The organism is Streptomyces sp. NPDC087263, from assembly GCF_044744645.1.
Taxonomy (GTDB): domain Bacteria; phylum Actinomycetota; class Actinomycetes; order Streptomycetales; family Streptomycetaceae; genus Streptomyces.
The window spans coordinates 298,870-323,531 of record NZ_JBIUYT010000003.1 but is presented as its reverse complement, the minus strand read 5'-3'; the positions used below and the strand labels follow the sequence as shown (position 1 = coordinate 323,531).

Below are 24,662 nucleotides of genomic sequence, written 5' to 3'. Positions count from 1 at the left end.
GCCCCCGCCGAGAGGCGACCGCCGTCCGTGCCCACCACAGACGACCCCGATCGCGATTCCCCCGTCCGGTCGGGGTCTTTCCTTGCCCGCGCCCCGGGCGGCGGCGTCCGCTTGACTTCGAGTGCACTCCAATTCGTAGCGTTCGAGGCATGACCACTGCACAGCACAAGATCGGCTCGGGCTTCGGCGCCCGGAGCACCGCCGACGACGTCCTTCAGGGCATCGACCTCTCCGGAAAGCTGGCGATCGTCACGGGCGGGTACTCGGGCCTCGGCCTGGAGACGACGCGCGCGCTCGCCAAGGCGGGCGCCCATGTCGTCGTCCCCGCGCGGCGCCCCTCCACCGCCCGCGAGGCCGTGGACGGTATCGAGGGCGTCGAGGTGGACGAACTCGACCTCGGCGACCTCGACAGCGTCCGCGCCTTCGCCGAGCGGTTCCTCTCCTCGGGCCGCACCGTCGACCTCGTCATCAACAACGCCGGCATCATGGCCTGCCCCGAGACCCGTGTCGGGCCCGGCTGGGAGGCCCAGTTCGCGACCAACCACCTTGGCCACTACGCCCTCGTCAACCGGCTCTGGCCGGCGATCGCCCCCGGCGGAGCGCGGGTCGTCGCCGTGTCCTCGGGCGGCCACCACTTCTCAGGGATCCGCTGGGACGACGTGCACTGGAAGACCGGCTACGACAAGTGGCAGGCGTACGGGCAGGCGAAGACGGCGAACGTGCTGTTCGCCGTTCAGCTCGACCGGCTCGGCCAGGAGTCCGGCGTACGGGCCTTCTCGGTGCACCCCGGATCCATCCGGACGCCGCTCCAGCGTCACCTCCCCAAGGAGGAGTTGCTGTCGCGCGGCTGGGTCGAGGAGGACGGCGAGCTGGTGCCTCCCAGCACCTTCAAGTCGCCGGAGCAAGGTGCGGCCACCCAGGTGTGGGCGGCGACCTCCCCGCAACTGGCCGGTATGGGCGGGGTGTACTGCCTCGACTGCGACATCGCCGAGCCCGCTCCGGCGGACGGCGCGCTGACCGGCGTACAGGCGTATGCGATCGACCCCGAGCAGGCCGCACGCCTGTGGGAGCTGTCGGCGGAGCTGACCGGAGTGAACGCGTTCGCGTGAGGCCCGCGAGGTGATCGACCCGGCGCGGCCTCCCGAAGCCGTGAAAGGCCTACCATTCCCCGTCGGGGTCAGGCCGGGGACTCGCCGGGATCGGGGTCCTCGGGGTGGACGGTGTCCGAGCGCGGGGCGCCCTTTCTGCTCGTGCCCGCCTCGTCCGTGTCGGGGACATCCACGGCCGGCTCGTCCTCGCCGGGACGCGCCGTCGGAGCCAGGTCCCAGGGGTCCTCGCCCTCCTGGACCTGCTGGTCCGGCATGTCCCGCGGGACCGGATCGGTGTTCTCGCCGGGACCCTCCGGCCGGTATTCCGTCATGTCGCACCCCACTCTTCGGCAGCCAGGCGTGGCCGGCCCTCTGGCCGGGCCGTTGCCGGCACGGCCCGCACACGCGGCCGGGCCGTTTCCGGCCCGGAGCGAGTACCGCAGGGGTGATCGGCGAAACCGGCCGCCCGGGGTCAGTGCGGTGCCCGGTCCTCCAGCGCGGTGCGCCAGGCCGGGGACGGGCCCTCGCCGACCGGTGCGGCACGCCGGCCGCCGCGGGCGAAGAAGTCGGCGAGGGGCAGGATGGCGGCACCCACGGTGACCGCGTCGGGGCCCAGCTTGCCGAGGTCGATGGAGACGCGCTCGGCCGGATAGCGCAGGGCGTACTCGGTCGCGTACCGACGTACGGCGGGCAGGAAGCGGGAGCCGAGCTGGAGGCCCGCCCAGCCGCCGATGAGGATGCGCTCGGGCTGGAAGAGGTTGATCAGGTCGGACAGGCCGGCGCCCAGGTACTCGGCGGTCTCCTCCAGGACGGCGAGCGCCACCGCGTCGGGCTCGATCTGCCGGCCGTCCTCGGCGTCCTCGGGCGGGTAGGCGGCCGCGAGCATCGCGGTCAGCGCCGTCTCCTCGTCGACACCGTCCGGCGGGCGTCCGCCCTCCTCCCGCCAGCGGTCCAGGAGCGCCTCCGCTCCGGCATAGGCCTCCAGGCAGCCCAGGGCACCGCAACGGCAGCGGCGCCCCCTGACCCGTACGGTCAGGTGCCCCCATTCGACGGCCCGGCCGTATTCCACGTCCTCCGTGACGAGGCAGGCGCCGACGCCCGAGCCGAAGAGGACAACGACCGCGTTGCGGGCGCCGCGTCCGGCGCCGAACCACATCTCGGCCTGGCCGAGGGTCCGGGCGCCGTTGTCGGCGAAGTACGGGACGGTGGCGGGGAGTTCGCAGGTCTGCCGGAGCAGGGATTCCAGCGGGACGGCGTCCCAGCCGATCGTCTGGCCGTGCACCACCGCGCCGAGCCCCGGGGTCCGGGCCACTATGCCGGGGACGCCGATGCCGACGCCGAGGAGCTGGTCCGGAGTGATGTCCGTCTGGGCAAGTACCTCGGCGATCCCGTCGCGTATGTGGCCGACGACGACTTCGACGTCGTAACCCTGCTGCTCCAACGGCCGGTCGGTGCGGGCGAGTTCGGTGAGGGTGAGGTCGAAGAGCTCGACGCGGACGCGGGTTTCGCCGACGTCGACGCCGATCATGTAGCCACTGGTGGGCGCGACACGCAGGAGGGTGCGCGGGCGGCCGCCGTCGGAGTCGACGCTGCCGGCCTCCTCGACCAGTCCGTCGGCGACCAGTTCCGCGACGACGTTGCTGATGGAACCGGAACTCAGTGCGGTGGCCGGACCCAGCTCGTAACGGCTCATCGGTCCGTCGAAATACAACCGTTGCAGTACGGCGGTTCGATTGCCCCGCCGCAGGTCACGGACTGTGCGCCCGTTCCGGCCCGTCATGTGGCTCCCCTCCGGTTCGCCCGACTTGCAAGATACCGCTGCGCGATCCCTTGACGCGACTTTCTTCCGAGTCTTAACTCACATCCTAAATTAAGTCGTGAGGGGCGTTCGAGAAGTGAACACTCGCAAGGGACGTACGCGCGGTGTCTCTACACGCCGCGGACGCCGTCATGACGCTCCTTCGGAAAGGGACGCCAGAGCCATGCGCAGAATCCGAGCCGCGGCCGCCGGTGCGGTCACTGTCTCCATGCTGACCGCCGTGACCGCCTGTGGTGGCGGCTCGTCGACGGACGGCGGGTCCAACGACTCGCCCAAGACCCTCACCTACTGGGCCTCCAACCAGGGCGCCAGTGTCGAGATCGACAAGAAGGTGCTCCAGCCCGAGCTCGACAAGTTCCAGAAGGACACCGGGATCAAGGTGGAGCTGGAGGTCGTGCCCTGGTCGGATCTGCTCAACCGGATCCTCACCGCGACCACCTCGGGCCAGGGGCCCGACGTCCTGAACATCGGCAACACCTGGAGCGCCTCTCTGCAGGCCACCGGGGGGCTGCTGCCCTGGGACACCAAGAACTTCGACGCGATCGGCGGCAAGGACCGCTTCGTCGACTCGGCCCTCGGCTCGACGGGCGCTACGGGCCAGGACCCGGCCGCGGTGCCGTTGTACTCGATGTCGTACGCGCTCTACTACAACAAGGCCCAGTTCGCCGCCGCCGGCATCGCGAAGCCGCCGGCCACCTGGGACGAGTTCGTCGCCGACGGCAAGAAGCTCTCCAAGGACGGCAAGTGGGGTGCGGCCTTCGAAGGCTCCAACCCGGCGGAGAACATTCACCACGCCGTCGTCTTCGCCAAGCAGCACGGGGGCGATTTCTTCACCGCCGACGGCAAGCCGGACTTCACCAACGACGGCGCGGTCGAAGGGGTCAAGCAGTTCGTCGACCTGATGGCCACGGACAAGGTCGTCGCGCCGGGCAACGCCGAGTACGCGCAGAACCAGTCCGTGAGCGACTTCGCCACGGGCAAGACGGGGATGCTGCTGTGGCAGTCCGCGTCCGCCAACCTGGAGTCGCAGGGCATGAGCGCGGACGACTTCGGCATCGCTCCGGTGCCCGTGCAGTCCGGCACCCCGGGAGCCGGCACGAACGTCAACTCGATGGTCATGGGTATCAACCTGGCCGTCTTCAAGAACACCGACAACCTCGACGGCTCGACCGAGTTCGTGAAGTTCTTGACCAGTGACGCGGAGCAGAAGATCCTCAACACGGCGTACAGTTCCATCCCGCCGGTCAAGACCGCCCAGGCGGACGCCGCCTTCAACACCCCGGCGACCGCCGTGCTGAAGGACACCCTCGCCAAGAGCGCCGTCGCGGCTCCGCAGGTCGCCGACGAGTCCCAGTTCGAGACGGCCGTCGGTACGGCGATCAAGAACCTGTTCGCCGACGCCGCCGCCGGAAAGCCGGTGACCACGGAGTCGGTGAAGGCCCAGCTCGAAAAGGCCCAGACGCAGATGCCGACGAAGTGAGCGCGAGCACAAAAATGACCACCACGACCGCCTCCCAAGAGGCCGGCGATCGGACGGTGCGCAAGAACTCCCCCGGTGCGGCGCGTGGCCCGCGCCGCACCGGGCGGATCAAACGCATCGGACTGCCCTACCTGCTGCTTCTGCCCGCCCTGATCCTCGAACTCCTTGTGCACCTGGTGCCGATGGTGATCGGCATCGTGATGAGCTTCAAGGAGCTCACGCAGTTCTACATCCGCGACTGGGGCACCGCGCCCTGGGCCGGCCTGGACAACTACAAGGTGACGGTGGACTTCGCCGCGCCCGTCGGCAAGGCGCTGCTCGACTCGTTCTTCGCCACCGTCGGCTTCACCCTGCTGTCGGTCGGCCTGTGCTGGCTGATCGGCACGGCGGCCGCGATCTGCATGCAGGACGCCTTCCGCGGCCGCGGCCTACTGCGCGCCCTGTTCCTGGTGCCGTACGCGCTGCCCGTCTACGCGGCCGTCATCACCTGGGTGTTCATGTTCCAGCACGACAACGGCCTGGTGAACCACGTCCTGCACGACCAGTTGGGCATCACCGACAAGCCTTCCTTCTGGCTCCTCGGCGACAACGCGTTCTACGCGCTGCTCACGGTGTCCGTGTGGAAGGGCTGGCCGTTCGCCTTCCTCATCGTCATGGCGGGCCTGCAGAACATCCCCAAGGACCTGTACGAGGCGGCCGCCCTCGACGGCGCAGGCGTGTGGCAGCAGATCCGCCGCATCACCCTGCCGTCGCTGCGGCCCGTCAACCAGGTACTGATCCTGGTCCTGTTCCTGTGGACGTTCAACGACTTCAACACGCCGTACGTCCTGTTCGGCAAGACCGCTCCACCGGCCGCGGACCTCATCTCGGTGCACATCTACCAGGCGTCGTTCGTCAGCTGGAACTTCGGCTATGGCTCCGCCATGTCGGTCATGCTGCTGCTCTTCCTGCTCGTCGTGACGGGCGTCTACCTCCTGCTGACCTCCCGAGGAAGGAAGACGGCCGATGTCTAGTACCTCCACGAAGCTCCGCTCCCCGATGGCCCAGCCGAAGTCCTTCCTCTGGACCCGGCGGATCTTCCTCACCGTGCTCACCGGCTTCGTCCTGGTGCCCGTCTACGTCATGGTCTCCAGCTCGCTGAAGCCCTTGCAGGACGTCCAGACGAAGTTCCAGTGGGTACCGAGCACCCTGACCATCCGCCCGTACATCGACATCTGGACGACGATCCCGCTCGCCAGGTACTTCGTGAACTCGCTGATCGTGGCGGGCGCCGCGACGGCCTGCTCGGTGGTGATCGCGGTCTTCGCGGCCTACGCCGTCAGCCGCTACAACTTCCGTGGCAAGCGCGTCTTCACGATCACCGTGCTGTCCACCCAGATGTTCCCGGGCATTCTCTTCCTGCTGCCACTGTTCCTTCTCTACGTCAACATCGGCAACGCCACCGGCATCGCGCTGTTCGGATCCCGCGGCGGGCTGATCCTGACGTATCTCACCTTCTCCCTCCCGTTCTCGATCTGGATGCTGATCGGGTACTTCGACTCGGTGCCGCGCGACCTGGACGAGGCGGCACTGGTGGACGGCTGCGGGCCGCTCGGCGCGCTGTTCCGGGTTGTCGTGCCGGCCGCGATCCCCGGCATCATCGCGGTCGCCGTCTACGCCTTCATGACCGCCTGGGGCGAGGTGCTGTTCGCGTCGGTGATGACCACCGAGGAGACCCGCACACTCGCCGTCGGGCTCCAGGGCTACTCCACGCTCTACAACGTCTACTGGAACCAGATCATGGCCGCGTCGCTCGTCGTCAGCGTCCCCGTTGTCGCCGGCTTCCTGCTCCTCCAGCGTTTCCTGGTCACCGGGCTCACCGCGGGAGCCGTCAAGTGACCAACTCTCCTCTCCCCGAAAGGACTTCCGTGACCATCGACCTTGCCGCCCTCCCCGAGGACTTCCTGTGGGGCACGGCCACGTCGGCCTACCAGATCGAGGGCGCCGTCGCCGAGGACGGCCGCTCCCCCTCCATCTGGGACACCTTCTCGCACACCCCCGGCAAGATCGACAACGGCGACGACGGGGACCTCGCCTGCGATCACTACCACCGCTGGCGCGAGGACATCGAGATCATGCGCCAACTGGGCACCAACGCCTACCGGTTGTCCGTCGCCTGGCCACGTGTCGTACCGGGCGGCGACGGCCCGGTCAACGCCAAGGGGCTCGACTTCTACGACGGGCTGATCGACGCCCTCCTGGAGGCGGGCATCACGCCGTCCGTCACGCTCTACCACTGGGATCTGCCCCAGGTGCTCCAGGACCGGGGCGGCTGGCCGGTCCGCGACACGGCCTACCACTTCGCCGCCTACTCGGCGGCCGTGGCCGAGCGCCTCGGTGACCGCGTCAAGCACTGGACCACGCTCAACGAGCCGCTGTGCTCGGCCTGGATCGGCCACCTGGAGGGCCGGATGGCCCCGGGTTGGACGGACCTGACGGCCGCGGTCCAGACGTCGTACCACCTGCTCCTCGGGCATGGCCTCGCCACCCAGGCGATCCGCGCGGCCGTCCCCGGCGCCCAGGTCGGCATCGTCAACAACCTGTCCTACATCGAGCCCGCCACCGAGCGCCCCGAGGACGTGGCGGCGGCCCGCAGGCTCGACGGCCACACCAACCGCTGGTGGCTCGACCCGGTGCACGGCCGCGGCTTCCCGGCGGACATGCAGGAGGTCTACGGAGTCGAACTCCCCGAGCAGCCGGGCGACTTGGAGACCATCGCGGCTCCGCTGGACTGGCTGGGCCTCAACTACTACTTCCCGTCCACGGTCGCCGACGACCCCACCGGTCCGGCGCCCCGCGTCCGCAGCGTCCGCCGTCTCGGCGTGCCGCGCACCGGCATGGACTGGGAGGTCGGCGCCCACGGCATCGAGAACCTCCTGCTGCGGCTGACGAACGACTACGGCGCCCAGAAGATCTACGTCACCGAGAACGGCTCCGCCTATCCCGACATCGTGCGTCCCGACGGCACCGTCGACGACCCCGAGCGCACCAAGTACCTGGAGCAGCACCTCGCGGCCTGCGCCTCGGCGGCCGCCCAGGGCGCTCCGCTCGCCGGTTACTTCGCGTGGTCGCTGCTCGACAACTTCGAGTGGGCGTACGGCTACGACAAGCGCTTCGGGCTCGTGCACGTGGACTACAAGACCCAGCGCCGCACGGTGAAGGGAACCGGGCACCGGTACGCGGACATCATCCGGGCGCACGGAAGGAAGCGGCGGAACGCCGCCTAGCCGATACGGCTGCCGGTGGGCCCCCTGTCGCGGGTGGGGCCCACCGGTCCATACCGGGGTTGTCGGGCCGGGCAGGGCCCACGAGTCCGTACGGGGGTCATCCGGCCGCGTAGACGTCCTCGACGTAACGCCCGGACGCGATCAGGTCGTTCAGCCACTGCTCCGAGTCGCCGCCCGGGTTCCGGTCCGCGTGCAGCGTACGGAAGGCTTCGCGGACGCCGGGGGCCATCCGGGAGCCGTCGCCGCAGACGTAGACGCGCGCTCCGGTGTCGAGCAGGTCCCAGACCTCGTCCGCCTCGGCGGCGATCCGGTGCTGCACGTAGGTGACACCGTCGACGGGGGCCGCGCTGAAGGCCGGGCGCAGGGAGACCGCGCCGGCGGCCTCGGCTGAGCGAAGTTCGTCGGCGTGCAGGAAGTCCGCGTCCGGGGCGTCGCATCCGAAGTAGCAGAGGGCGGCGGCGAGTTGGGTCCCGGCGCCGGTCGCCACCAGTGCGCGGCGGTCCGCGATGGCTCCTCGGAAGGGTGCGAGACCGGTGCCCGCCGCGACCATGATGACCTTCGAGGAGTCGTCGATCCGGAACGCCTCCCGGCAGGGCTGGATGCGGGCGAGCACGGTCTCGCCGGGCTTGAGGGTGTTCAGGTAGCCGGAGCCGACTCCCTTGTACGTTCCCTTGCCGGAGCGGGCCGGCGCCTCCAGGAGCGAGACCATCAGGTCGACGTGGGCCGGGCCGGTCGCGGGGGACGAGGAGACCGAGTAGTGGCGCGGGCGCAGTGGCGTGAGGAGCCCGTCGAGCAGGGCCGGCCAGCCGAGTGCACCGCGCAGGGCCGGGTACGCCTCGGCGAGCTCGACCAGGGTGCGCGGGTCGTCCGAGAGCGCCGCGAGGGCCGTGCGCTCGGGTGGGCACGGGTTGGCGGCGGCGAGAGCGGACAGCTGGTCGACGGTCGGGCGATCCTGCAACTCGACGTGGTGGGTGAGTAGGTGACGGACCGTCACAGGTCGGTCGACGGCGATTCCGTCGCGGCGAGGGCGTGCGGCTCTGATGTCCAGAACCGTGTCGAGGGCCAGGCCCAGCGCGGAGGCGGCCCGCTCGACGAGGGCCGGGTCGTTGACGGGAAGCACCGTGAGGTGGTCGCCGGTGCGATAGGTCGCGCCGTCCGGCAGCGCCAGGCGGAGGAAACGCTTGGTCCTCGGGTGTCCGGGTGCGGTGAGGTCGTACGCCTCGGTGACGGTCATCGGGACGAGGCCGTGCCGCTCGGCGAGGGCGTCGAGGGGACCGCCGGTCAGCGCGCGGACCTCGTAGGCCTCCTCTGCGGGCCCCTCCGAGTCGGTGGCTGCCTCGGGGTCGCCGTACCGCTCGAGGAAGGCGGTCCGCAGCCGTGCCCTGAAGGCACGGACCGTGCCTCCGAGGTCGCCCGAGGCGTCTGCCGCCGTGCGCTCCAGGAAGCGTGTGCCGCCCAGTTCCGCGAGGCGTTCGTCGATGCGGGTCGGGAAGTGCTGATAGGTGGCGGCCCAGTTGCGGTCGCCGACGCCGAGGACGGCGTAGGTGAGGCCATCGGCCCGCTCGGCGCGGTCGAGGCGGGCGGCGAAGGCGGTGGCGTCGTCCGTGGGCTGTCCGTTGTAGGAGGCGGCGGTGATGACGACGAGACGGTCGGTGGGCAGCCCGTCGGCGTAGGCGTCCAGGGGTGCCACCTCCGTCTCGCAGCCGATCGCGCCGGCCTCGTCGGCGAGGGTCGCGGCGAACTCGCGACAGGTGCCGTAGTTGCTGCCGTGCAGGAAGAGGGCGCGGGTGCCGGAGCGGACCCGGGAGGGCAGCACGGCCCGCTCGTCGGCCGCTGCCTCCGACCGGTCCTCGACCGTGCCCGGCAGGGCAGGGTGGACTCGGTCGGCGGCGGTGCGCGGTGAGAGCGTGAGCGTGAAGCCGTCGGGCTTGAGAGTGAGTGTCTCCTTGACCGTCAGACGGTAGTCGGCGTGGTCGTGCAGCCGGTAGCGGTGGACGAGCATCGCCAGCAGCATGGTCGCCTCGTGGAGCGCGAACTGCCGCCCGATACAAGCGCGTTCACCGGTTCCGAAGGGCTTGAAGGCGTGCGGTGAGCGCGCGGCCTCCGCCTCCGGCGTGAAGCGGGAGGGGTCGAACAGCTCGGGGTTGTCGCCCCAGGCCGGCTGCCGGTGCAGCATCGGCCCGATGATGCTGACCGGCTGCCCGGCGCGCACCGGGATCCGGCCGCCGAGCAGCGTGTCCTCGCGGGCGTGCCGGCTGAACACGGCGGCGGTCGGATACAGCCGCAGCGCTTCGTTGAGCACCTGCCGGGTGTAGGTGAGCCGTCCGACCTCGTCGAACGTCGGCTCCGGGTCGGCCGTGTCGCCCCACAGCGCGTCGACCTCGCGCCGCACATGCTGGAGTACGGCGGGGTGCTTGGCCAGGTAGTACAGCGCGAAGGACATCGCGCCGGAGGTCGTCTCGTGGCCCGCGATCAGGAAGGTGATCACCTGGTTGCGGATGTTGGCGGTGTCGAGGGTGCTGCCGTCGGCGGGGTGCTCGGCGGTGAGCATGAGCCCGAGGAGGTCGTCCGACTGGCGTTGCCGCTCTCCCACACGGGCGGCGATCACTTCGTCGACGACTCCCGCGAGGTAGTCCGCGTCCGCCCGGAAGGCCACGTCCGCCGCCGCGTGGTCACTGCCCGGCGTGCGGGCCAGCTTCGTCATGCTCCACTCCAGGCAGCGGACCATGGCCTCGACGAAGGGGTGCGGTTCGGCGCGCTCGAAGGACCCGAAGTCGTAGCCGAACCCGGCGAGTCCGATGGTGTCCAGCGTCATCCGCGTCATGTCGTCGGGGACGTTCACGGGCTGCCCGTCACGGGCCCCGCGGTCCCAGGACTCGATCAGCCGACGCGCCACGCGCAGCATGACGGGGTGGTACGTACGCATCGAGCCCAGCGCGAACGCCGGCATCAGGATGTCGTGCGCCTTGGCCCAGTTGGGCTCCTCGTTGTACGCGGTGAACAGTCCGTCGGCGGCGAACTCACGGACGTTCTCCAGGGCCGGCCCGATCGCCTTCGCGAAGCGGTTCTCGTCGGCCAGCTCGGTGACCAGATCGAGGTCGCTCACGAAGAGCACGTCCCGACCGTGCAGCCGACGGACGATCGCGGGTCCGTGCTCACGCATGAGCCCCATCACCTGCTGGACCGGTGTGCGGCCGGGGCCGGTGGCGGACACGTCGATCAGAGGGAGGCCGTGGACGGTGCCTGTGGTGTGAGGGGTGCCTGTGGTGTGCACGCTGCCTGCGGTGTGCTGGGTCTCTGTCGTGCGGGGGTGCGGCGCGGTGGGGGGCATGGCGCGACAACTGCCTTTCGCGGTACGGGTACTGCGGTCAAGCTTGATCGCTGGGTACCGTTCGCCTGCGCCGTGGCACTACATGATTGTGCAGTCGAAAGTGTGCGGCGGGGCTTGCGCAGTCCACGGGGCCTCGGCATCCAGCCCGGGGTGGCCGACCCCGAGCGCGGGCGCCTTCCGGGGCTCTCTTCGACTGGACGCCCGGCGCCCGGCCCCGGAGGGCGCGGCTTCGACGTCTCCACCGGCGGCACGCCGGGTGGCCTGCACGGCGGGGACGAGGACGCCTCCCCCTACGGCGACAGAGATCTCCGCCACACGGCTTCGGTCGCTTCGGCGGGCTGAATTCGGTCACTGAGCTGCGGGTAACGTGTGGTGCCGAAGACCGGACCACACCGGCTCCGAGGAGCCCGGCACGGCAGGAGGCGTGAGTGGACCTGACGCGGGCGGACGCCGTGGTGTGGCGGAACCGGGCCCTGCTGTTGTTCGACCGGATTCCGATGCCCGTCGCGGTGTGCGATGTGCATGGGGTGATCGTCCTGGCCAATCCCGCGATGGCGACGGAGTGGGGCGAGACGCCGGGCCGGCTGCGCGGGCGGAACGTGCTGGATCTGTTCCGCCCGCAGGAGGCGACGCAGGTGGAGCGGATCGCCCAGGCGCTGCGGCTGCGGCACCGTTCCCGCTACCCGGTCTCGGTGCGCTGGGACGCGGCCGACGGAGTGCGGCGGCGCGGCGAGCTGACCGCGGACCCTGTCAGCGACAGCGCCGAGGCGTCCACGGCTCTGCTGGTCACGCTCCGGGTGCTCGGTGAATGCCCCGGCCCCGACCCCGGGCAGGCCGAGCCGTCCGCCCCGCCCGTCGGCGACACCGAGGCCCGCATTCTGGCGCTGCTCGCCGGGGGCGCGACCACGGCCGGGGCCGCCCGGGAGACAGGCCTGACCGTGGACGGCGTCAACTACCACCTGCGTCGCCTGTCCGAGCGCTGGGGCGCGGCCACCCGTACGGAACTGGTCGCCCGCGCCTACGCACTGGGCGTGCTGACCCCAGGAGTGTGGCCGCCCAGGGCCGTCCCCGCCCCCTGAGGAGCACCGAAGTGCGCGAGGCAGTGCCACACCATCTTCAGATCCTGCAACTCGTGCCGGCCGGTGCGCGCCGCGTCGCCGATGATCCGTGAGTCGAGGTGGCCGTCCTCGGCGATCCGGGCGCCGAGTTCGACGAACTCCGTGCCGCGGAAGTCCGGGTGGCGTCTCAACTCCTCGACGGAGAGCCGGTATCCGGGGTGCCATTCGACCGGGCACGGCAGCCGCAGGGCGGCGGTCTCGACGGGCGTCCCGCGGTAGGACTCGTCGAGGACCAGTGCCTCCATGTCCCGCGCCAGTACGACCCTTCCGTGCACCTGCGCCTCGATGTAGTCGTTGAGAGCGTCCTGGTCGTCCGCCTCGGCCAGCTCGATGAGCGACATCCCGGCGGCGACCCCGAAGGCGGACGGCTCGGCCGCGCTGTCGGGGTAGCAGAAGGTGGCCCGCCGCAGGGTCTCGCCGGTCAGCCGGAAGTGCGAGGAGCCGAACCGGGGTGCCGCGCCGACCAGTTGGCGCCGGAAGTTCAGCGCGCCGTACACGGGGCGTTCGTGCCCGGGCGCGGTGTCGTACGCGGCCCCGAAGATCCGGCTCTCCCAGCGCCAGCGGTCACCGCCGGGGTGCGCGGTCAGGCCGCCGTTGCTCGTGCCGGTGACGAACTGCGAGCGGTACGTGCGGTCCTGGGCCAGCGCCTCGAGGATCGGGAGTCCGCGTGCCAGCCGGTCCGGGTGGAGGTTCAGGGTTATCCGGAGGGCGGGATCCACCGCCGGGCCCAAGGAGTGGGCCTCGACGTGACGCACGGCCCGCTCCTGCGGTGTGTGGCCGTTCCCGAAATGCATTGGATCTCTCCGACGGGTTTCCGTAGCTTAGCCAAAAACCTAGTACCCCTAGGTTTAGTCACGTCCGAACCCAGGAGCACTCCCCCATGAGATCACTCACCGAGCAGGACATCCGCAACTCGTTCATCAACTGCTCCAAGGGCGAGGCCAAGCGTCTCTCGATACCGCGCGATCTCGGCGAACGCCCCTGGGACGACCTGGACTTCCTCGGTTGGCGGGACCCAGGGGCGCCCGACCGCAGTTATCTGGTCACCGATCGGGCCGGCGACCTCGTCGGAGTCACCCTGCGCTTCCCCTCCTCCCAACGCGGCTTCCTGCACCGCAGCATGTGCTCGCTATGTCTGACGACGCATCCGGGCAATGGCGTGTCACTGATGACGGCCCGCAAGACGGGCGCGGCCGGTCGCGAGGGCAACTCGGTCGGCATCTATATGTGCGCCGACCTCGCCTGTTCCCTGTACCTGCGCGGCAAGAAGTCCCTCGAATCCGGCAGTCGCTTCGAGGAGAGCCTCACGGTGGAGCAGCAGATCGCCCGGACGGCGGACAACCTGTCGGCGTTCCTGGAGAGGCTGTACGCCTGACAGCGGCCGTGCGGCTCACCTCCCCGGCGATCAGCCCTCCGCCACGGCGATCACGATCTTGCCCCGGTTGTCGCGCTGCTCCAGCCGCTCGTGGGCCGCACGCGCCTGCTCCAGCGGGAAGACCGTCTCGACGGGTACGCGGTAGGTGCCCGCTGCGACCTTCTCGGCCAGTTCCCGCAGGTCCGCGCGGGGGTCGTAGCCGTGGATCTGCAGGTTGGTGAGCTGGAAGCCGAGGATGGAGGCGTTCTTCGGGTAGAAGTCGCGGGTGTCGACGGTGCTCGGCTCCAGGGCGACGTTGGCGAGGGCGACGACCCGCCCGCCGTGCGCGATCTCGCGCAGGCTCCGCCCGAAGGCGCGGCCACCGACGGTGTCGAGGACGACGTCCGCCCCCCGCCCCTCCGTCAGCCGCAGCACCTCCTCGACCTCCGCGTCTTCGGGGTGCGCGGAGGTGTCGATGACGGAATCGGCGCCGAACGCGGCCGCCCAGGCCGTCTTCTGCGGTGAACCGGCGATCGCGATGACGCGCGCACCGGTCTCCGCCGCGATCTGTACGGCCGCGCTGCCGACACCGCTCGCGGCGGCCTTCACCACCACGGTGTCGTCCTTGGTCACCAGGGCCAGCCGGCGCAGGCTGTACCAGGCGGAGAGCCATGCGACGGGCAGCGTCGCCGCCTCCGTCAGACCCACGCCGTCCGGCAGGACGGTCACCCGCTCGGCCGGTACGACGGCCAACTCGGCGTAGAAACCGGGTGCGTCCACACCGTCCAGGGCCATCACCCGCTGCCCGACTCCGATTCCGGTCACCCCCTCCCCCACCGCGGCGACGGTTCCGGCCGCCTCCACGCCCGGGATCAGCGGCGGGCGGCCCGCCCGGTGGTACAACCCGGCGCGGACAAGGGCGTCCACCCGGTTCACGCCCGCCGCGACCACCCGGACCAGCACCTGGCCGGGCCCGGCGACCGGGTCGGGCGCCTCCACGGGTACCAGCACCTCGGGCCCGCCGAACTCGTCGATCCGTATCGCACGCATTCCTGCACCTGCTCTCTCGGGAGGACACACCGGAGCACCGCGACTTGCCAGAGCGGGGAGCGGTGACACCGGTTGAACTGGTGTCACCATGCGACACCCCATGAACCAGTGTCAAGCGATAGACTCGGGTCATGCCTCGCGTACCTGCTCCTCCGCCGCCCGATGCCGCCGACCCGGCGCCGGCGTTCCCCCTCATCGGCGGGCGCCCCTGCCTGAACTTCGTGGCCACGCTCGGCAAACGGCACGGCGACACCCCCCTCGAACGGCTCCCCGACCCGGCCGCCCTGGCCCGCTGGATCGGCGAGGCGGGCCTGTACGCGGGGGCGGACGACGCTCCGGTGCACGTCACCACCGGGGACCTGTCCTACGCCCGCACACTGCGCGAGGCCGTCTACCGCCTCGTACGCACCTCGATGGACGGGAATCCTCCGGACCCGGACGACATCACGCGGGTGAACGAAGCGGCGGCCCTCCCGGACCTCGCCCCCCAGCTCGCCGCGCCGGACGACGGCTCCGCGCCGCACCTGTACTGGAAGGCCGGCCATCCCGGAGCCGCGGCCCTCGCGACCGTGGCCCGGGATGCCGTCCTCCTGACCGGCGGCCCCCTGCCAGCCAGGGTCAAGGAGTGCGAGAACCCCACCTGCTCCCTGCTGTTCCTGGACGACTCCCAGGCCCGTCGGCGCCGCTGGTGCTCCATGGACCGCTGCGGCAACCTCGCGAAGGTGGCCGGTTACCGATCCCGCAGCCGGGCCGCCTCCACTCGGTGAAGATGGATCAGGATGTCGTGGCTCGGGGCGAGCGCGACGTCGTACGGGCCGTCCGGGTAGTCGGTGCCGATGCTCCGGGTCGGCCGGGCCCTGTTCAGCCAGGCCCTGGCCGGTGATCCGGTCGTCCGCAGGTCGACCACGTAGTCGCGGTACCGCACGCGGTCCAGGGTGTACTCGTTCGTGCCGGGACTCGCCGGACCCAGGGTGAAGCGCTGGACCTTGCCGTCGGGACCTGTGGCGTTGAACGAGCCCTGGTCGAAGGTGAGGCCGACGCTCACATAGTCGGAGCCGAGGCTGTCGCGCAGGAACGCGCCCTGCATCCTGGGGTAGTCGGCCGGGGCGAACGACTCGTAGCCGACATGCGCGTTGTGCGCGGAGAGCAGGACCTTCGTGCCCGTGTGCCGCTCCCACCAGGCGACGTCCTCCGCCATCACCGAGTCGCGATAGCGCATCGCGGCCGCGCCCTGTGCCGGGTCCTCCATGTCGAAGGAGTAGCCGCGGGCCGTCTGGTCGATGGCGTTCGCGTGCTGGACCGCCCAGTCGTACGCCTCCTTCGCCGCCTCGCCCGAGCCGGAAGGCTGTTGCCGCAGCAGTTTCAGCGCCTCACCGGTCCTGGCCGCCATGTCCTTCCGCTCGGCGAGCGGCTTGGTGAAGTACTGATCCATGTACGTCCCCGTCGCCACGGTGGGGCGCAGCCCTCGGTAGAGCTCGGTGAAGCGCGCGAGAAGCTCGGGGTGTGCGCGGGCCACATAGTCCGTGACCTTGTCGTAGAGCTCAGGTCCGGCCCAGCCGAAGTCGTCGCCCATGAACTGCACGGGATCGTGCGGGTGTTGGATGTTGTACGCGCGCATCCACGAGACGAGTTCCAGGTACTCCGTGTTGTTCCACCACGAGTAGTCGCTCTGGAACTCCTCGCTCATGATGCGCCGCGGATCGCCCTTGCCGTACAGGACGTAGTCGTTGAGGCGCAGGCCGGTGCTCCAGGAGCCCTCCAGGGCGAAGGTGCGGAACCCCTTCTCCTCCACTAGGTGGCGGAAGACACGGTCCTTGAGGGCGAAGAAGTCGTGCGAGCTGTGGGTGGCCTCGCCGACGCCCACCACGCGCGCGTGGCCGATCATCCGGTCGAGGGCGCGCAGATCAGTGGTGTCGCCGCCCGGCTCCACGGTCCGCAGCGAGTAGGCGTCGCGTTCGAGAGCGTCGACGACCTTGTGGTCGACCGCTTCGGCGGCGGATGCCGGGGGCGCGCCGAGCAAGGGTGCGCCGAGGCAGACGAGGAGGGCCAGAACGGTTCCAGACCGGTGCTTTTTCATGCTCCGAGGCTCCCGTGCCGGACCCGTTCGAACCATCCGACGGGCCCCCGCAGAGAGCCGGGGGGAAACTCGTCGGTGAAGATGCGGTTTTCCCCACACGTTCGATGCACCTATGGAACGGGAAAGGCCCAAGGGTGCGACAGCAACGTAGTGGGGACCGTGGTGAGTGGGCGACATCCGTCGCCCAACTCGTGAAGCGACGACGAGAGCCTGTGGTCGTCCAGGCGCTCAGATCGGCGGCGGCCGCGACGATCGCGTACGTCATCGCCCTGCACCTCAGCCCCGAGCCCGCACCGCTCACCGCTCCCCTGACGGCCCTGCTCGTCGTGCAGGTCACGCTGTACGCCACGATCACCACCGGCATCCGGCGGGTGAACTCCGTGGTCGCCGGCGTCATCATCGCCATCGCTTTCAGCAGCCTGGTCGGGCTGACCTGGTGGAGTCTGGCCCTGCTGATCATCACCTCGCTGGCGGTGGGTCATCTCGTACGGGTCAGCGAGTTCGTTCCCGAGGTGGCGATCAGCGCCATGCTGATCCTGGGTGTCACCAGGGTGGGTGACACGGCCTGGGCCCGGGTGCTGGAAACGCTGATCGGGGCGGTCGTGGGGCTCGCCTGCAACCTCGTACTGGCGCCACCGGTGTGGGTGGGCGTGGCCGGTGAGTCCATCGAGGATCTGGCGCGCCGGATGCGGCAGTTGATGCTGCGGATCGGCGAGGAGGTCGCGGGCCGTACCCCGGCCTCGCTGGCGGCCGAGCGGCTGCACGAGGCACGCCGCCTGGACCACGACATCGTCGAGGTGGACGCGGCGCTGCGGCAGGCCGAGGACAGCCTGAAGCTCAATCCGCGCGTACGTGAGGGCCTGCTGCACCGGGTCGTGCTGCGCACCGGTCTCGACACGCTGGAGATCTGCACCGTGGTCCTGCGGGTGCTCGCGCGCAGCCTCACCGACCTGGCCAAGGAGCGCGAGCCGGAGCCGCTGTTCGAGCCGCAGGCCGGGGCCGCGCTTGAGCAGCTGCTGTCCGAGGTCGCCAACGCCATCGTCAGTTTCGCCGTCCTGGTGACCACCGATGTCTCCCGCAGCGCCGAGTCGGCGGAGAAGCGGCTCGCCGCGGAGATCACCACGGCCGCCGCCACCCGCGACAAGCTCGCCCAGCTGTTCCTCGAGGAGATCCAGCGCGACGCCAGCCAGTGGCAGTTGCAGGGCGCGGTGCTCACCGAGGTCAACCGCATCATCGCCGAGCTCGACACGGAGTACCGGTCCCGACGGCTCCTGGAGGAGCTCGACCGCTGCGCACGCGAGGACCGCGAGCGCTGGCCACGGCTCACGCGACTGCGCCCCTATCTGCGCGTCCCGCGGGTGCTGCGCAGGAACCGGCGCACCGCTTCCCGTCGTTCTAGGTGAGGAAGCCGCACATCCAGGTGAAGCAGCCGCGAGGACGCTTCACAGGCGTGCCTCACAACGACGAGGGGAGCGGACGGATGACCGACAGCACCGTGCGGATCGACGGGAACACGCTGCGCCTGCCGGGCGAGGTGCGGGTGCGGTTCATCCGGACCCTGCGCCTGCCCGAGAAGGGCACCCACGCGCTGCCCCCGGGACTCGGCGAGTTCCCGATACGTCGTGTCGAGGACTACGCGGACACGGTGCCCGCCGAATGGCGGGCGCGCGGCGGGGTGATGCTGCCGGTGTATCTGCGCGAGGCGATGTGGCTGAGTTTCGGGGGTACGGCGGAGCCGGCCGCTCTACAGGTCGGCGTGGGCAAGGTGTGCGCGGTCTCGGGCAAGCCGTGGAGTTCCCGGCTCGGCCGGGATCCGCAGAACTATGTGGTGCTGCCCCGTCAGCCGTGGCTCGACGGGATCAACTCCGGCAAGGGCACGGTCCGTCAGTTCGTGGCGGTGCCCCTTGGCCTGGGCGCCACCGTCGAGGGCCAGGTCACCGGCGAGGAGGTGTGGGGCGGCGTACAACTGCAGTCGTTCCCGCTGCGCGAGGAGGAACTGCGCGCCTGGCGCGAGGCGGAGCGGCGCAGGACCGCGGCGCGCAGGGAGATGACGGCGTTCGGCGGGGGCTACGGCGCCGCGTTCCCGATGGCCGCACCTCCCGCGGGCGCCGCACCGGGTCCCGCCCGCGCGCCGGGCGGGCCGGCGAGGAGCGCTCCGGCGATGGGGCTCGGGGTCGGCGGCTCGATGCGTCAGGAGGTCTACGCGGACGACCGGCCGCTCGAGGCCTGGGCCGAGGAGCCCGCAGGGCGGGTGTTCGTCCATCTGGTGACGCCTCCGGAGTGGCGCCGCATCACGGGCGAGGTGCCCCCGCCGTCCCCCGTGGACCGCGCGGCCTACACCAGGGCGGGGCTCCCCTGGTTCGACTACTACGACCAGGACGCCACGGACCTCTCCCCCACGGACACGCTCGGCTCGGTGCAGCCGGTCGGCGACTGGCTGGGCGACGACCACGAGCCCTGGCAGCAGCCCTCGCCCGGCCAGGTGAAGCCGCTCGGGGACGCGCCGGGCAAGCCGGTCGAGGACGGTGACTGGTAACCACCAAGATCCCGTTGCGCGGTCCGCAACACTCATTGCCCTTCTTGCACTTCTCGGGTGCCGCACGCCAAGGTGGCTGTGACAGGTGAGGCAAACGACACCCGAGGTGCAGGCATGAGCAGTGAGGCGGACCGGCCACGCGACTCGGGCCGTGGCGGCTGGACCAGGCGCCGTTTCGTCGGCGCGCTGGCCGGGGTCGGCTCGGTGACGACGGTCGCGGCGGGCGCCACCCTCGGCTCGGATCCCTCGCCGGCCGATCCCAGGACGGTTCCGCCGACGGCCGGCCCCGCGGCGGGGGCGACCGCACCGACGGCCGGCTCGTCCGCGCCGTCCACCGGTGACTCGGGATCCCGCCCGCTGTTTCTCGGGACGTACACCTCGGTCGAGGGCGGCGGAAAGGGCATCGGCCTGGCCACGTACGACTCCGTGACGGGCCATATCACCGGCAAGGGCGGCGTCATCACCGGCGTCGGCGACCCCTCGTATCTCGCAGCCCACCCGGACGGCCGCACGCTGTACGCCGTCGACGAGCGGGAGGCGGGCAGAGTGACGGCCGTACGCCTCGCCCAGAACGACGTTCTCGGCACACGCGCCACCGGGGGCGCGAGCCCCTGTCATCTGTCCGTGCATCCGAGCGGGCGCTGGCTGCTGAGCGCGAACTACGGGTCGGGGAGTGTGGCCGTGCACCCGATCGGCGCCTCTGGGGCGCTCGGTGAGCGTACCGACCTCGTCACGCACTCAAGCCCCGCGCCCGGTCCGGGTCAACAGGGGCCGCACGCCCACCAGTTCATCACCAGCCCCGACGGCGGTCATGTGCTCGCCGTCGACCTGGGCACCGACACCGTCTACACCTACCGTCTGGACGAGTCGAAGGGCACGCTCACCGAGATCTCCCAGGCACATACGCGCCCGGGTGCGGGACCGCGCCATCTCACCTTCCACCCCGGCGGCCGCTTCGCCTATCTCGCCAACGAGGTCGACAACACGGTCGTGGTCTGCGCCTACGACCCGGCGACCGGGCGGCTCACACCGGGTGACCCGCAGCCCACCGGAACGGGTGCGGGCACGAGTTATCCGGCGCAGATCCTGGTGACCTCGCGCGGGTCGTACGCCTATCTCGCCAACCGGGGCCACAACAGCCTCACGCGGTACGCGATCGAGGCGGACGGTGCCCGCCTGAAGCTGCTGGACACCGTGCCGGTCGGCGGCGACTTCCCGCGCCACATCGCCTTCTCACCGAACGAGAAGCTGCTGTTCGCGGCGAACCAGAGGTCGAGTACCGTCAGCGTCTTCCACGTCGACGACGAGAGCGGTGAACTCCGGCTCGCGGGTGAGCCGTTCGCCTCACCCGTCGCCGTCTGTGCGCTGCCGTTGTAGCGCACGGGGGCAGGACGCGGCGCTGGCCTGGTTGAGCAGGACGTGCATCCGCTCGGTGAGCTGCGCGACCGTGTCGGCGGGCTTGTGGAAAGGCAGGCGTACGTCGCCGTTGCCGCGCATCCGCTCGATCCGCAGCGTGAGTCCGTGGCGGTCGACGGCGAGAGGCTGGACGCGCACCGCGCCGTGCAGACTGTCCGGTTCGACGAGCCGGGTCAGCCGGTCGACCGCGTCCGGGTGGGCCTCGGCGAGATGGGTGAGCAGCGCGGACTCCGCCGTGGCGAGGGGGTCCGGCTCGGCGTCGGCCAGCTCGTCGAGGTCGACCACGACTGTCCCGGAGGGCTGCCGCAGCACCGCGCGCGTCGCACGGAACGCGAGATGCCCGTCCTCGGGAGCGAACCAGCCGGCGAGCCACAGCCGGGCGCGGATCCGGTTCCGTACGGGAACGGGTGCGACGTCGGCGAACTCCAGCACCGCGGACGGCTCGCCGCGGGGTGCGCAGATCGCGGCCGTGAGCAGCACGCTGTCGTCCGGCACGTGCAGGAGGATCCTGCCGTCCGCGGCCACGGAGTGCGCGCCGACGAACTCCTCCCGGCCGCCCTCCGCGGTCACCGCGCATGACCACGCCGCGGCGAGCACCGAGCGCGCCCGCTCCGCCGCGGCAGGCGCGGCCGTCCAGGTGTGACGGTCACCCATCAGACTCCTCCTTAGGTAAGGCTTGCCTAAGCTATCGAAGATCCGGGTGTACGCCAACCACACGCGCCATCCTTTGAGAACGCTTTTGACGAGCGGCGACCGAACCCGGCCTCAGCGAGCGATCGCACCCAGCAGCGCCCGTGCGCACAGATCGCGCACCTGTTCCCGGCTCAACTCCGAGCCCCGCAGCCACTCCAGGCACACGGCCGTGGTGAAGGCCAGCCACCCGCGAACGGCGATCCGCAGCTCAGGCTCCCCCTCGGGCGTCCGGCCGATCTCCGGGTCCGCGGCGAGCGCCGCCAGGATCTGCCGCTCCTGCGCGGCCAGCGCCTCCCGATACACCTGCCGGACGGCCTGGTCGCCGGCCGCGTCGGCGCGGTGGAAGGCGCGGAAACCGTGCGCGTGCTGCTCGACATAGCCGAGGAAGATGTCGAGGCCCGCGCCGAGTTGTTCGCGCACCGGAATGCCGGGAACCGCCGCCGTCATCCGCAGCATCCGCTTGCTCTCGCGCTCGACGACGGCCGCGAAGAAGTCCCGCTTGGTCGGGAAGTAGTGGTAGAGCAGCCCGCGGGAGACTCCGGCGATCTCGGCGAGCTGCTCGATCCACACCTCGTCGTACGGACTCTCCGAGAACAGGCATGCCCCGACCGAGAGAAGCTGCTCCCGGCGTTCTTCGGTGCTGAGGCGGCGGCGTACCCGCTCCCCCTGGTTCCCGGACATGCCCGCACTTTACTTGACGTCGGTTCAACAACGGGATCACACTGAAATCCGCTATTGAACTGGCATACAACAGGCTCAATCTGCCGTAGGGACAAGGGAGATGGCGTCATGGCGGAGACGACGGCGGCCACGTTGCCCAAGGGGTTCCGCAGTGCCGAGCTGGGCTGGCCGGAGCTGCACCGCATTCCGCATCCGCCGCGCCGGGTTCCGCTGATCGGCGACGCGATCGGCGCCAACGTCCGTACGCCCATTCAGGATTCGCTGCGGCTCGGGCGGCGGCTCGGGCCGATCTTCCGGCGCAGGGGCTTCGGCAAGGAGATCGTGTTCGTCTGGGGCGCGGACCTCGCGGCGGAGCTGGCCGACGAGTCGCGGTTCAGCAAGCATGTGGGCCTCGGCGTCGCCAACCTCCGGCCGGTCGCCGGGGACGGCCTGTTCACGGCGTACAACCACGAGCCGAACTGGCAGCTCGCGCACGACGTCCTGGCTCCGGGATTCAGCCGCGAGGCCATGGAGGGCTACCACCCGATGATGCTCGCGGTGACCGAGCGGCTGATGGACCGCTGGGACCGGGAGCGTGCGGTGGGGAACGCGGTCGACGTGCCCGGTGACATGACGAAACTGACCCTGGAGACGATCGCGCGGACCGGATTCGGCCACGACTTCGGCTCCTTCGAACGCTCGCGGCCACATCCCTTCGTGAAGGCGATGGTGGGCACACTGACCTACGCCCAGCGCCTCAACTCCGTCCCCGCTCCCCTGGCCCCGCTGCTGCTCCGCGGCCCCTCACGTCGCAACGCGGCCGACATCGCGTATCTCAACCGCACGGTCGACGCCGTGGTGACGGACCGTCAGTCCTCAAGCGGAGAAGGGGACCTGCTCGACCGCATGCTGGAGACCGCACACCCCGAGACCGGCGAACGGCTGGCGCCGGAGAACATCCGCCGCCAGGTCATCACCTTCCTGGTCGCGGGCCATGAGACGACCTCGGGCGCCCTCTCCTTCGCCCTGCACTACCTCTCCCGGCACCCGGACGTCGCCGCCCGCGCCCGCGCCGAGGTCGACCGCGTGTGGGGCGACACGGCCCGGCCCGGCTACGACCAGGTCGCCAGGCTCAGGTACGTACGCCGCGTTCTCGACGAGTCGCTACGGCTCTGGCCCACTGCGCCCGCCTTCGCGCGCGAGGCCCGCCGTGGCACGGTCCTCGGCGGCGTCCATCCGATGCGGCAGGGAGCGTGGGCGCTGGTCCTGACGGCGATGCTGCACCGGGATCCGGACGTCTGGGGCGTGGACGCCGAGGAGTTCGACCCGGAGCGTTTCGACGCCAAGGCGGTACGGGCCCGGCCCGCGCACACCTTCAAGCCGTTCGGGACCGGGGCGCGGGCCTGCATCGGGAGGCAGTTCGCGCTGCACGAGGCGACGCTGGTGCTGGGGCTGCTGCTGCGCCGCTACGAGTTGCGGCCGGACCCCGGCTACCGGCTCCGTGTGGCCGAACGGCTGACGCTGATGCCGGAAGGTCTGCGACTGCACCTCGAAGGTCGCACTCCCGCACCTGACTCAGTGCTGGGCGCTCCAGTGGCCCGGCCGGGTGAGTGACCCCGGCAGCTTCGTCCCTGCGCTGCCCCGGGCCGCGTTCAGCTGCGGCTGGGTCAGGAAGAAGGCGCCGGTCAGATCAGCGTCCGTGAGGTCGGTGTCCCGCAGATCTGCGCCGATCAGGTCAGCGCCTCGCAGGTCGGCGCCCGTCAGGTCGGCGGCGATGAGGTAGGCGCCGCGCAGGTCGGCACCCCGCAGGTCGGCTCCCTTGAGCCGGGCGCCCACCAGGTCGGCGCCCCGGCGGTCCTTCTTCTTCCCCCGGCCGACTCCGGCGCGCATGAGTTCGCTGGTCCGCAGCAGCAGTACGTTGACCTGCTGCCGGTGCGCGCCCACATCCAGCTCACCCAGTTCCTCCGGGGTCCTGCGCGTGAGGCGCTCGGTGTCGTCGAGCGCGTGGCGGAGGTCGGCGTGGAGGGGTTGGGCGGCGGGAAGCGTGAGGGCCTCCTCGAGATACCGGAGTAGTTCGTGGAGTTGGCGCACGACCGGGAAGACGTCGAACATCTGTCGCGCTCGTTCGCCGGTCCCCGCGCGCCAGTCCTGGCCGCCGAAGGTGATCTGCGAGACCTTCTGGCCGGCGCCGAAGCAGTCGTACACCGTGCAGCCCGTGAAGCCCTTCTGCCGCAGCTCCGTGTGGATGCCGCACCGTGAGTCGGTCCGCAGGTTCGGACATGGCTTCCCCGCGTCCTTGTCGATCGCGAAGTCGGCCGACCGGGTGAAGGGCAGGGCGACGCAGCACAGCCCGAAGCACTGGCCGCAGTCCGCCTCCAGGTCGAGGCGCCGGTCACGCGCAGTTGCGCTGTCCTCTTGCATGGCGCCCAGCCTACTGAACTGGGGCTATGCGTTTTTCGCCCCTCCGCCCCTACCCGTCCCTTGCTTCCTGGGTGCTGCCGCCCCCAGACCCCCGCTGTCGCGCGGAACGCACTCGTCCTCGAACGCCGGACGGGCTGGAAGATCTCAGCCCCGGCCGGGAAATGATTCAGCCCCTCCGGTGTCCGAGGAGCGGGGGTCCAGGGGCCGGGGCCCCTGGCGGGCTCTGGGGCCGAGCCCCGGGGACAAGGGACGGGTAGGGCCGGAGGGGGCGAAAACATCTCCCTCTGCACCACCGCGCCCCGCCCCTCCCCGCCCCGCGTCTGGAGATTTGAAGACGCACCGGGTATCGAGGC

Annotated in this window: 21 protein-coding genes; 12 read left to right on the top strand and 9 right to left on the bottom strand. The window is 70.7% G+C overall.

Annotation, left to right across the window (positions count from 1 at the left end; genetic code table 11):
• Positions 1-149 precede the first annotated feature (149 nt).
• Entirely contained in the window at positions 150-1,109 is a 960-nt protein-coding gene (locus ACIPC1_RS10755; RefSeq protein ID WP_402515403.1) for an SDR family NAD(P)-dependent oxidoreductase, read from the top strand.
• Positions 1,110-1,177: 68 nt separating this feature from the next.
• On the opposite strand, the gene ACIPC1_RS10750 is transcribed toward ACIPC1_RS10755, so the two are convergent.
• Positions 1,178-1,420, bottom strand: a complete 243-nt coding sequence (locus tag ACIPC1_RS10750; RefSeq protein WP_384379118.1) for a hypothetical protein — start codon at positions 1,418-1,420, stop codon at positions 1,178-1,180.
• Between the two features lie 140 nt (positions 1,421-1,560).
• Positions 1,561-2,868: an ROK family protein gene (locus tag ACIPC1_RS10745; RefSeq protein WP_402515401.1), complete on the bottom strand. Its 1,308-nt coding sequence runs from the start codon at positions 2,866-2,868 to the stop codon at positions 1,561-1,563.
• A gap of 202 nt (positions 2,869-3,070) precedes the next feature.
• Here ACIPC1_RS10745 and ACIPC1_RS10740 point away from each other — a divergent pair, with 202 nt between their 5' ends.
• Genes ACIPC1_RS10740 through ACIPC1_RS10725 form a run of 4 tightly spaced genes read left to right on the top strand, consistent with a single transcriptional unit; the run spans position 3,071 to position 7,653 of the window.
• Positions 3,071-4,387, top strand: a complete 1,317-nt coding sequence (locus tag ACIPC1_RS10740) for an ABC transporter substrate-binding protein (protein WP_402515399.1) — start codon at positions 3,071-3,073, stop codon at positions 4,385-4,387.
• A gap of 14 nt (positions 4,388-4,401) precedes the next feature.
• On the top strand, positions 4,402-5,400 hold the full coding sequence (locus ACIPC1_RS10735) for a carbohydrate ABC transporter permease (protein ID WP_402515398.1): 999 nt from the start codon (positions 4,402-4,404) through the stop codon (positions 5,398-5,400).
• A 25-nt stretch (positions 5,401-5,425) separates the two neighbouring features.
• Positions 5,426-6,265 (top strand): carbohydrate ABC transporter permease, encoded by an 840-nt coding sequence (locus tag ACIPC1_RS10730; RefSeq protein ID WP_402516279.1) that lies wholly within the window; start codon positions 5,426-5,428, stop codon positions 6,263-6,265.
• A gap of 29 nt (positions 6,266-6,294) precedes the next feature.
• Complete coding sequence (locus ACIPC1_RS10725) at positions 6,295-7,653, top strand: GH1 family beta-glucosidase (protein ID WP_402515396.1); 1,359 nt, start codon at positions 6,295-6,297, stop codon at positions 7,651-7,653.
• 97 nt (positions 7,654-7,750) lie between these two features.
• Here ACIPC1_RS10725 and ACIPC1_RS10720 read toward each other — a convergent pair whose 3' ends face one another.
• Entirely contained in the window at positions 7,751-10,984 is a 3,234-nt protein-coding gene (locus ACIPC1_RS10720) for a bifunctional cytochrome P450/NADPH--P450 reductase (RefSeq protein WP_402515394.1), read from the bottom strand.
• A 428-nt stretch (positions 10,985-11,412) separates the two neighbouring features.
• Between ACIPC1_RS10720 and ACIPC1_RS10715 the strand changes: the two genes are divergently transcribed.
• Positions 11,413-12,063 (top strand): PAS domain-containing protein, encoded by a 651-nt coding sequence (locus tag ACIPC1_RS10715; protein ID WP_402515392.1) that lies wholly within the window; start codon positions 11,413-11,415, stop codon positions 12,061-12,063.
• Here the strand turns inward: ACIPC1_RS10715 and ACIPC1_RS10710 are convergent.
• Complete coding sequence (locus ACIPC1_RS10710) at positions 12,003-12,896, bottom strand: DUF3626 domain-containing protein (RefSeq protein ID WP_402515389.1); 894 nt, start codon at positions 12,894-12,896, stop codon at positions 12,003-12,005. The genes ACIPC1_RS10715 and ACIPC1_RS10710 overlap by 61 nt on opposite strands.
• 86 nt (positions 12,897-12,982) lie before the next feature.
• Here ACIPC1_RS10710 and ACIPC1_RS10705 point away from each other — a divergent pair, with 86 nt between their 5' ends.
• Positions 12,983-13,477 (top strand): FBP domain-containing protein, encoded by a 495-nt coding sequence (locus ACIPC1_RS10705; RefSeq protein WP_402515387.1) that lies wholly within the window; start codon positions 12,983-12,985, stop codon positions 13,475-13,477.
• 30 nt (positions 13,478-13,507) lie between these two features.
• On the opposite strand, the gene ACIPC1_RS10700 is transcribed toward ACIPC1_RS10705, so the two are convergent.
• Entirely contained in the window at positions 13,508-14,506 is a 999-nt protein-coding gene (locus ACIPC1_RS10700) for a zinc-binding alcohol dehydrogenase family protein (RefSeq protein ID WP_402515384.1), read from the bottom strand.
• Between the two features lie 131 nt (positions 14,507-14,637).
• Between ACIPC1_RS10700 and ACIPC1_RS10695 the strand changes: the two genes are divergently transcribed.
• On the top strand, positions 14,638-15,273 hold the full coding sequence (locus ACIPC1_RS10695; RefSeq protein ID WP_402515381.1) for a CGNR zinc finger domain-containing protein: 636 nt from the start codon (positions 14,638-14,640) through the stop codon (positions 15,271-15,273).
• Here ACIPC1_RS10695 and ACIPC1_RS10690 read toward each other — a convergent pair.
• On the bottom strand, positions 15,237-16,583 hold the full coding sequence (locus tag ACIPC1_RS10690) for an erythromycin esterase family protein (protein WP_402515379.1): 1,347 nt from the start codon (positions 16,581-16,583) through the stop codon (positions 15,237-15,239). The two genes, ACIPC1_RS10695 and ACIPC1_RS10690, sit on opposite strands and share 37 nt — an antisense overlap.
• Positions 16,584-16,774: 191 nt before the next feature.
• On the opposite strand from ACIPC1_RS10690, the gene ACIPC1_RS10685 reads away from it, so the two are divergent.
• From ACIPC1_RS10685 to ACIPC1_RS10675, 3 genes are all read left to right on the top strand, one after another.
• Positions 16,775-17,986 carry an aromatic acid exporter family protein gene (locus ACIPC1_RS10685; protein ID WP_402516277.1) on the top strand — a complete coding sequence of 404 codons (1,212 nt, stop codon included), beginning with the start codon at positions 16,775-16,777 and terminating at the stop codon, positions 17,984-17,986.
• Between the two features lie 77 nt (positions 17,987-18,063).
• Positions 18,064-19,119, top strand: a complete 1,056-nt coding sequence (locus ACIPC1_RS10680) for a hypothetical protein (RefSeq protein ID WP_402515377.1) — start codon at positions 18,064-18,066, stop codon at positions 19,117-19,119.
• A 114-nt stretch (positions 19,120-19,233) separates the two neighbouring features.
• Positions 19,234-20,496 carry a lactonase family protein gene (locus ACIPC1_RS10675; RefSeq protein WP_402515376.1) on the top strand — a complete coding sequence of 421 codons (1,263 nt, stop codon included), beginning with the start codon at positions 19,234-19,236 and terminating at the stop codon, positions 20,494-20,496.
• Here ACIPC1_RS10675 and ACIPC1_RS10670 read toward each other — a convergent pair.
• Both ACIPC1_RS10670 and ACIPC1_RS10665 read right to left on the bottom strand, forming a co-directional pair.
• Positions 20,464-21,189 (bottom strand): DUF2470 domain-containing protein, encoded by a 726-nt coding sequence (locus ACIPC1_RS10670; protein WP_402515375.1) that lies wholly within the window; start codon positions 21,187-21,189, stop codon positions 20,464-20,466. The genes ACIPC1_RS10675 and ACIPC1_RS10670 overlap by 33 nt on opposite strands.
• Before the next feature lie 111 nt (positions 21,190-21,300).
• Positions 21,301-21,909: a TetR/AcrR family transcriptional regulator gene (locus ACIPC1_RS10665; RefSeq protein WP_402515373.1), complete on the bottom strand. Its 609-nt coding sequence runs from the start codon at positions 21,907-21,909 to the stop codon at positions 21,301-21,303.
• Between the two features lie 108 nt (positions 21,910-22,017).
• On the opposite strand from ACIPC1_RS10665, the gene ACIPC1_RS10660 reads away from it, so the two are divergent.
• Positions 22,018-23,502 carry a cytochrome P450 gene (locus ACIPC1_RS10660; protein WP_402515371.1) on the top strand — a complete coding sequence of 495 codons (1,485 nt, stop codon included), beginning with the start codon at positions 22,018-22,020 and terminating at the stop codon, positions 23,500-23,502.
• Here ACIPC1_RS10660 and ACIPC1_RS10655 read toward each other — a convergent pair.
• Positions 23,464-24,309, bottom strand: coding sequence for a pentapeptide repeat-containing protein (locus ACIPC1_RS10655; protein ID WP_402515369.1), 846 nt, complete (start codon positions 24,307-24,309; stop codon positions 23,464-23,466). The genes ACIPC1_RS10660 and ACIPC1_RS10655 overlap by 39 nt on opposite strands.
• Positions 24,310-24,662 lie beyond the last annotated feature (353 nt).

What these genes read in the sequence shown, in the direction of transcription:
- ACIPC1_RS10755 (WP_402515403.1), top strand. Translation starts at nt 150, where the DNA reads ATGACCACTGCACAGCACAAGATCGGCTCGGGCTTCGGCGCCCGGAGC.
- ACIPC1_RS10750 (WP_384379118.1), bottom strand. Translation starts at nt 1,420, where the DNA reads ATGACGGAATACCGGCCGGAGGGTCCCGGCGAGAACACCGATCCGGTC.
- ACIPC1_RS10745 (WP_402515401.1), bottom strand. Translation starts at nt 2,868, where the DNA reads ATGACGGGCCGGAACGGGCGCACAGTCCGTGACCTGCGGCGGGGCAAT.
- ACIPC1_RS10740 (WP_402515399.1), top strand. Translation starts at nt 3,071, where the DNA reads ATGCGCAGAATCCGAGCCGCGGCCGCCGGTGCGGTCACTGTCTCCATG.
- ACIPC1_RS10735 (WP_402515398.1), top strand. Translation starts at nt 4,402, where the DNA reads ATGACCACCACGACCGCCTCCCAAGAGGCCGGCGATCGGACGGTGCGC.
- ACIPC1_RS10730 (WP_402516279.1), top strand. Translation starts at nt 5,426, where the DNA reads ATGGCCCAGCCGAAGTCCTTCCTCTGGACCCGGCGGATCTTCCTCACC.
- ACIPC1_RS10720 (WP_402515394.1), bottom strand. Translation starts at nt 10,984, where the DNA reads ATGCCCCCCACCGCGCCGCACCCCCGCACGACAGAGACCCAGCACACC.
- ACIPC1_RS10710 (WP_402515389.1), bottom strand. Translation starts at nt 12,896, where the DNA reads ATGCATTTCGGGAACGGCCACACACCGCAGGAGCGGGCCGTGCGTCAC.
- ACIPC1_RS10705 (WP_402515387.1), top strand. Translation starts at nt 12,983, where the DNA reads ATGAGATCACTCACCGAGCAGGACATCCGCAACTCGTTCATCAACTGC.
- ACIPC1_RS10700 (WP_402515384.1), bottom strand. Translation starts at nt 14,506, where the DNA reads ATGCGTGCGATACGGATCGACGAGTTCGGCGGGCCCGAGGTGCTGGTA.
- ACIPC1_RS10695 (WP_402515381.1), top strand. Translation starts at nt 14,638, where the DNA reads ATGCCTCGCGTACCTGCTCCTCCGCCGCCCGATGCCGCCGACCCGGCG.
- ACIPC1_RS10690 (WP_402515379.1), bottom strand. Translation starts at nt 16,583, where the DNA reads ATGAAAAAGCACCGGTCTGGAACCGTTCTGGCCCTCCTCGTCTGCCTC.
- ACIPC1_RS10680 (WP_402515377.1), top strand. Translation starts at nt 18,064, where the DNA reads ATGACCGACAGCACCGTGCGGATCGACGGGAACACGCTGCGCCTGCCG.
- ACIPC1_RS10675 (WP_402515376.1), top strand. Translation starts at nt 19,234, where the DNA reads ATGAGCAGTGAGGCGGACCGGCCACGCGACTCGGGCCGTGGCGGCTGG.
- ACIPC1_RS10670 (WP_402515375.1), bottom strand. Translation starts at nt 21,189, where the DNA reads ATGGGTGACCGTCACACCTGGACGGCCGCGCCTGCCGCGGCGGAGCGG.
- ACIPC1_RS10665 (WP_402515373.1), bottom strand. Translation starts at nt 21,909, where the DNA reads ATGTCCGGGAACCAGGGGGAGCGGGTACGCCGCCGCCTCAGCACCGAA.
- ACIPC1_RS10660 (WP_402515371.1), top strand. Translation starts at nt 22,018, where the DNA reads ATGGCGGAGACGACGGCGGCCACGTTGCCCAAGGGGTTCCGCAGTGCC.
- ACIPC1_RS10655 (WP_402515369.1), bottom strand. Translation starts at nt 24,309, where the DNA reads ATGCAAGAGGACAGCGCAACTGCGCGTGACCGGCGCCTCGACCTGGAG.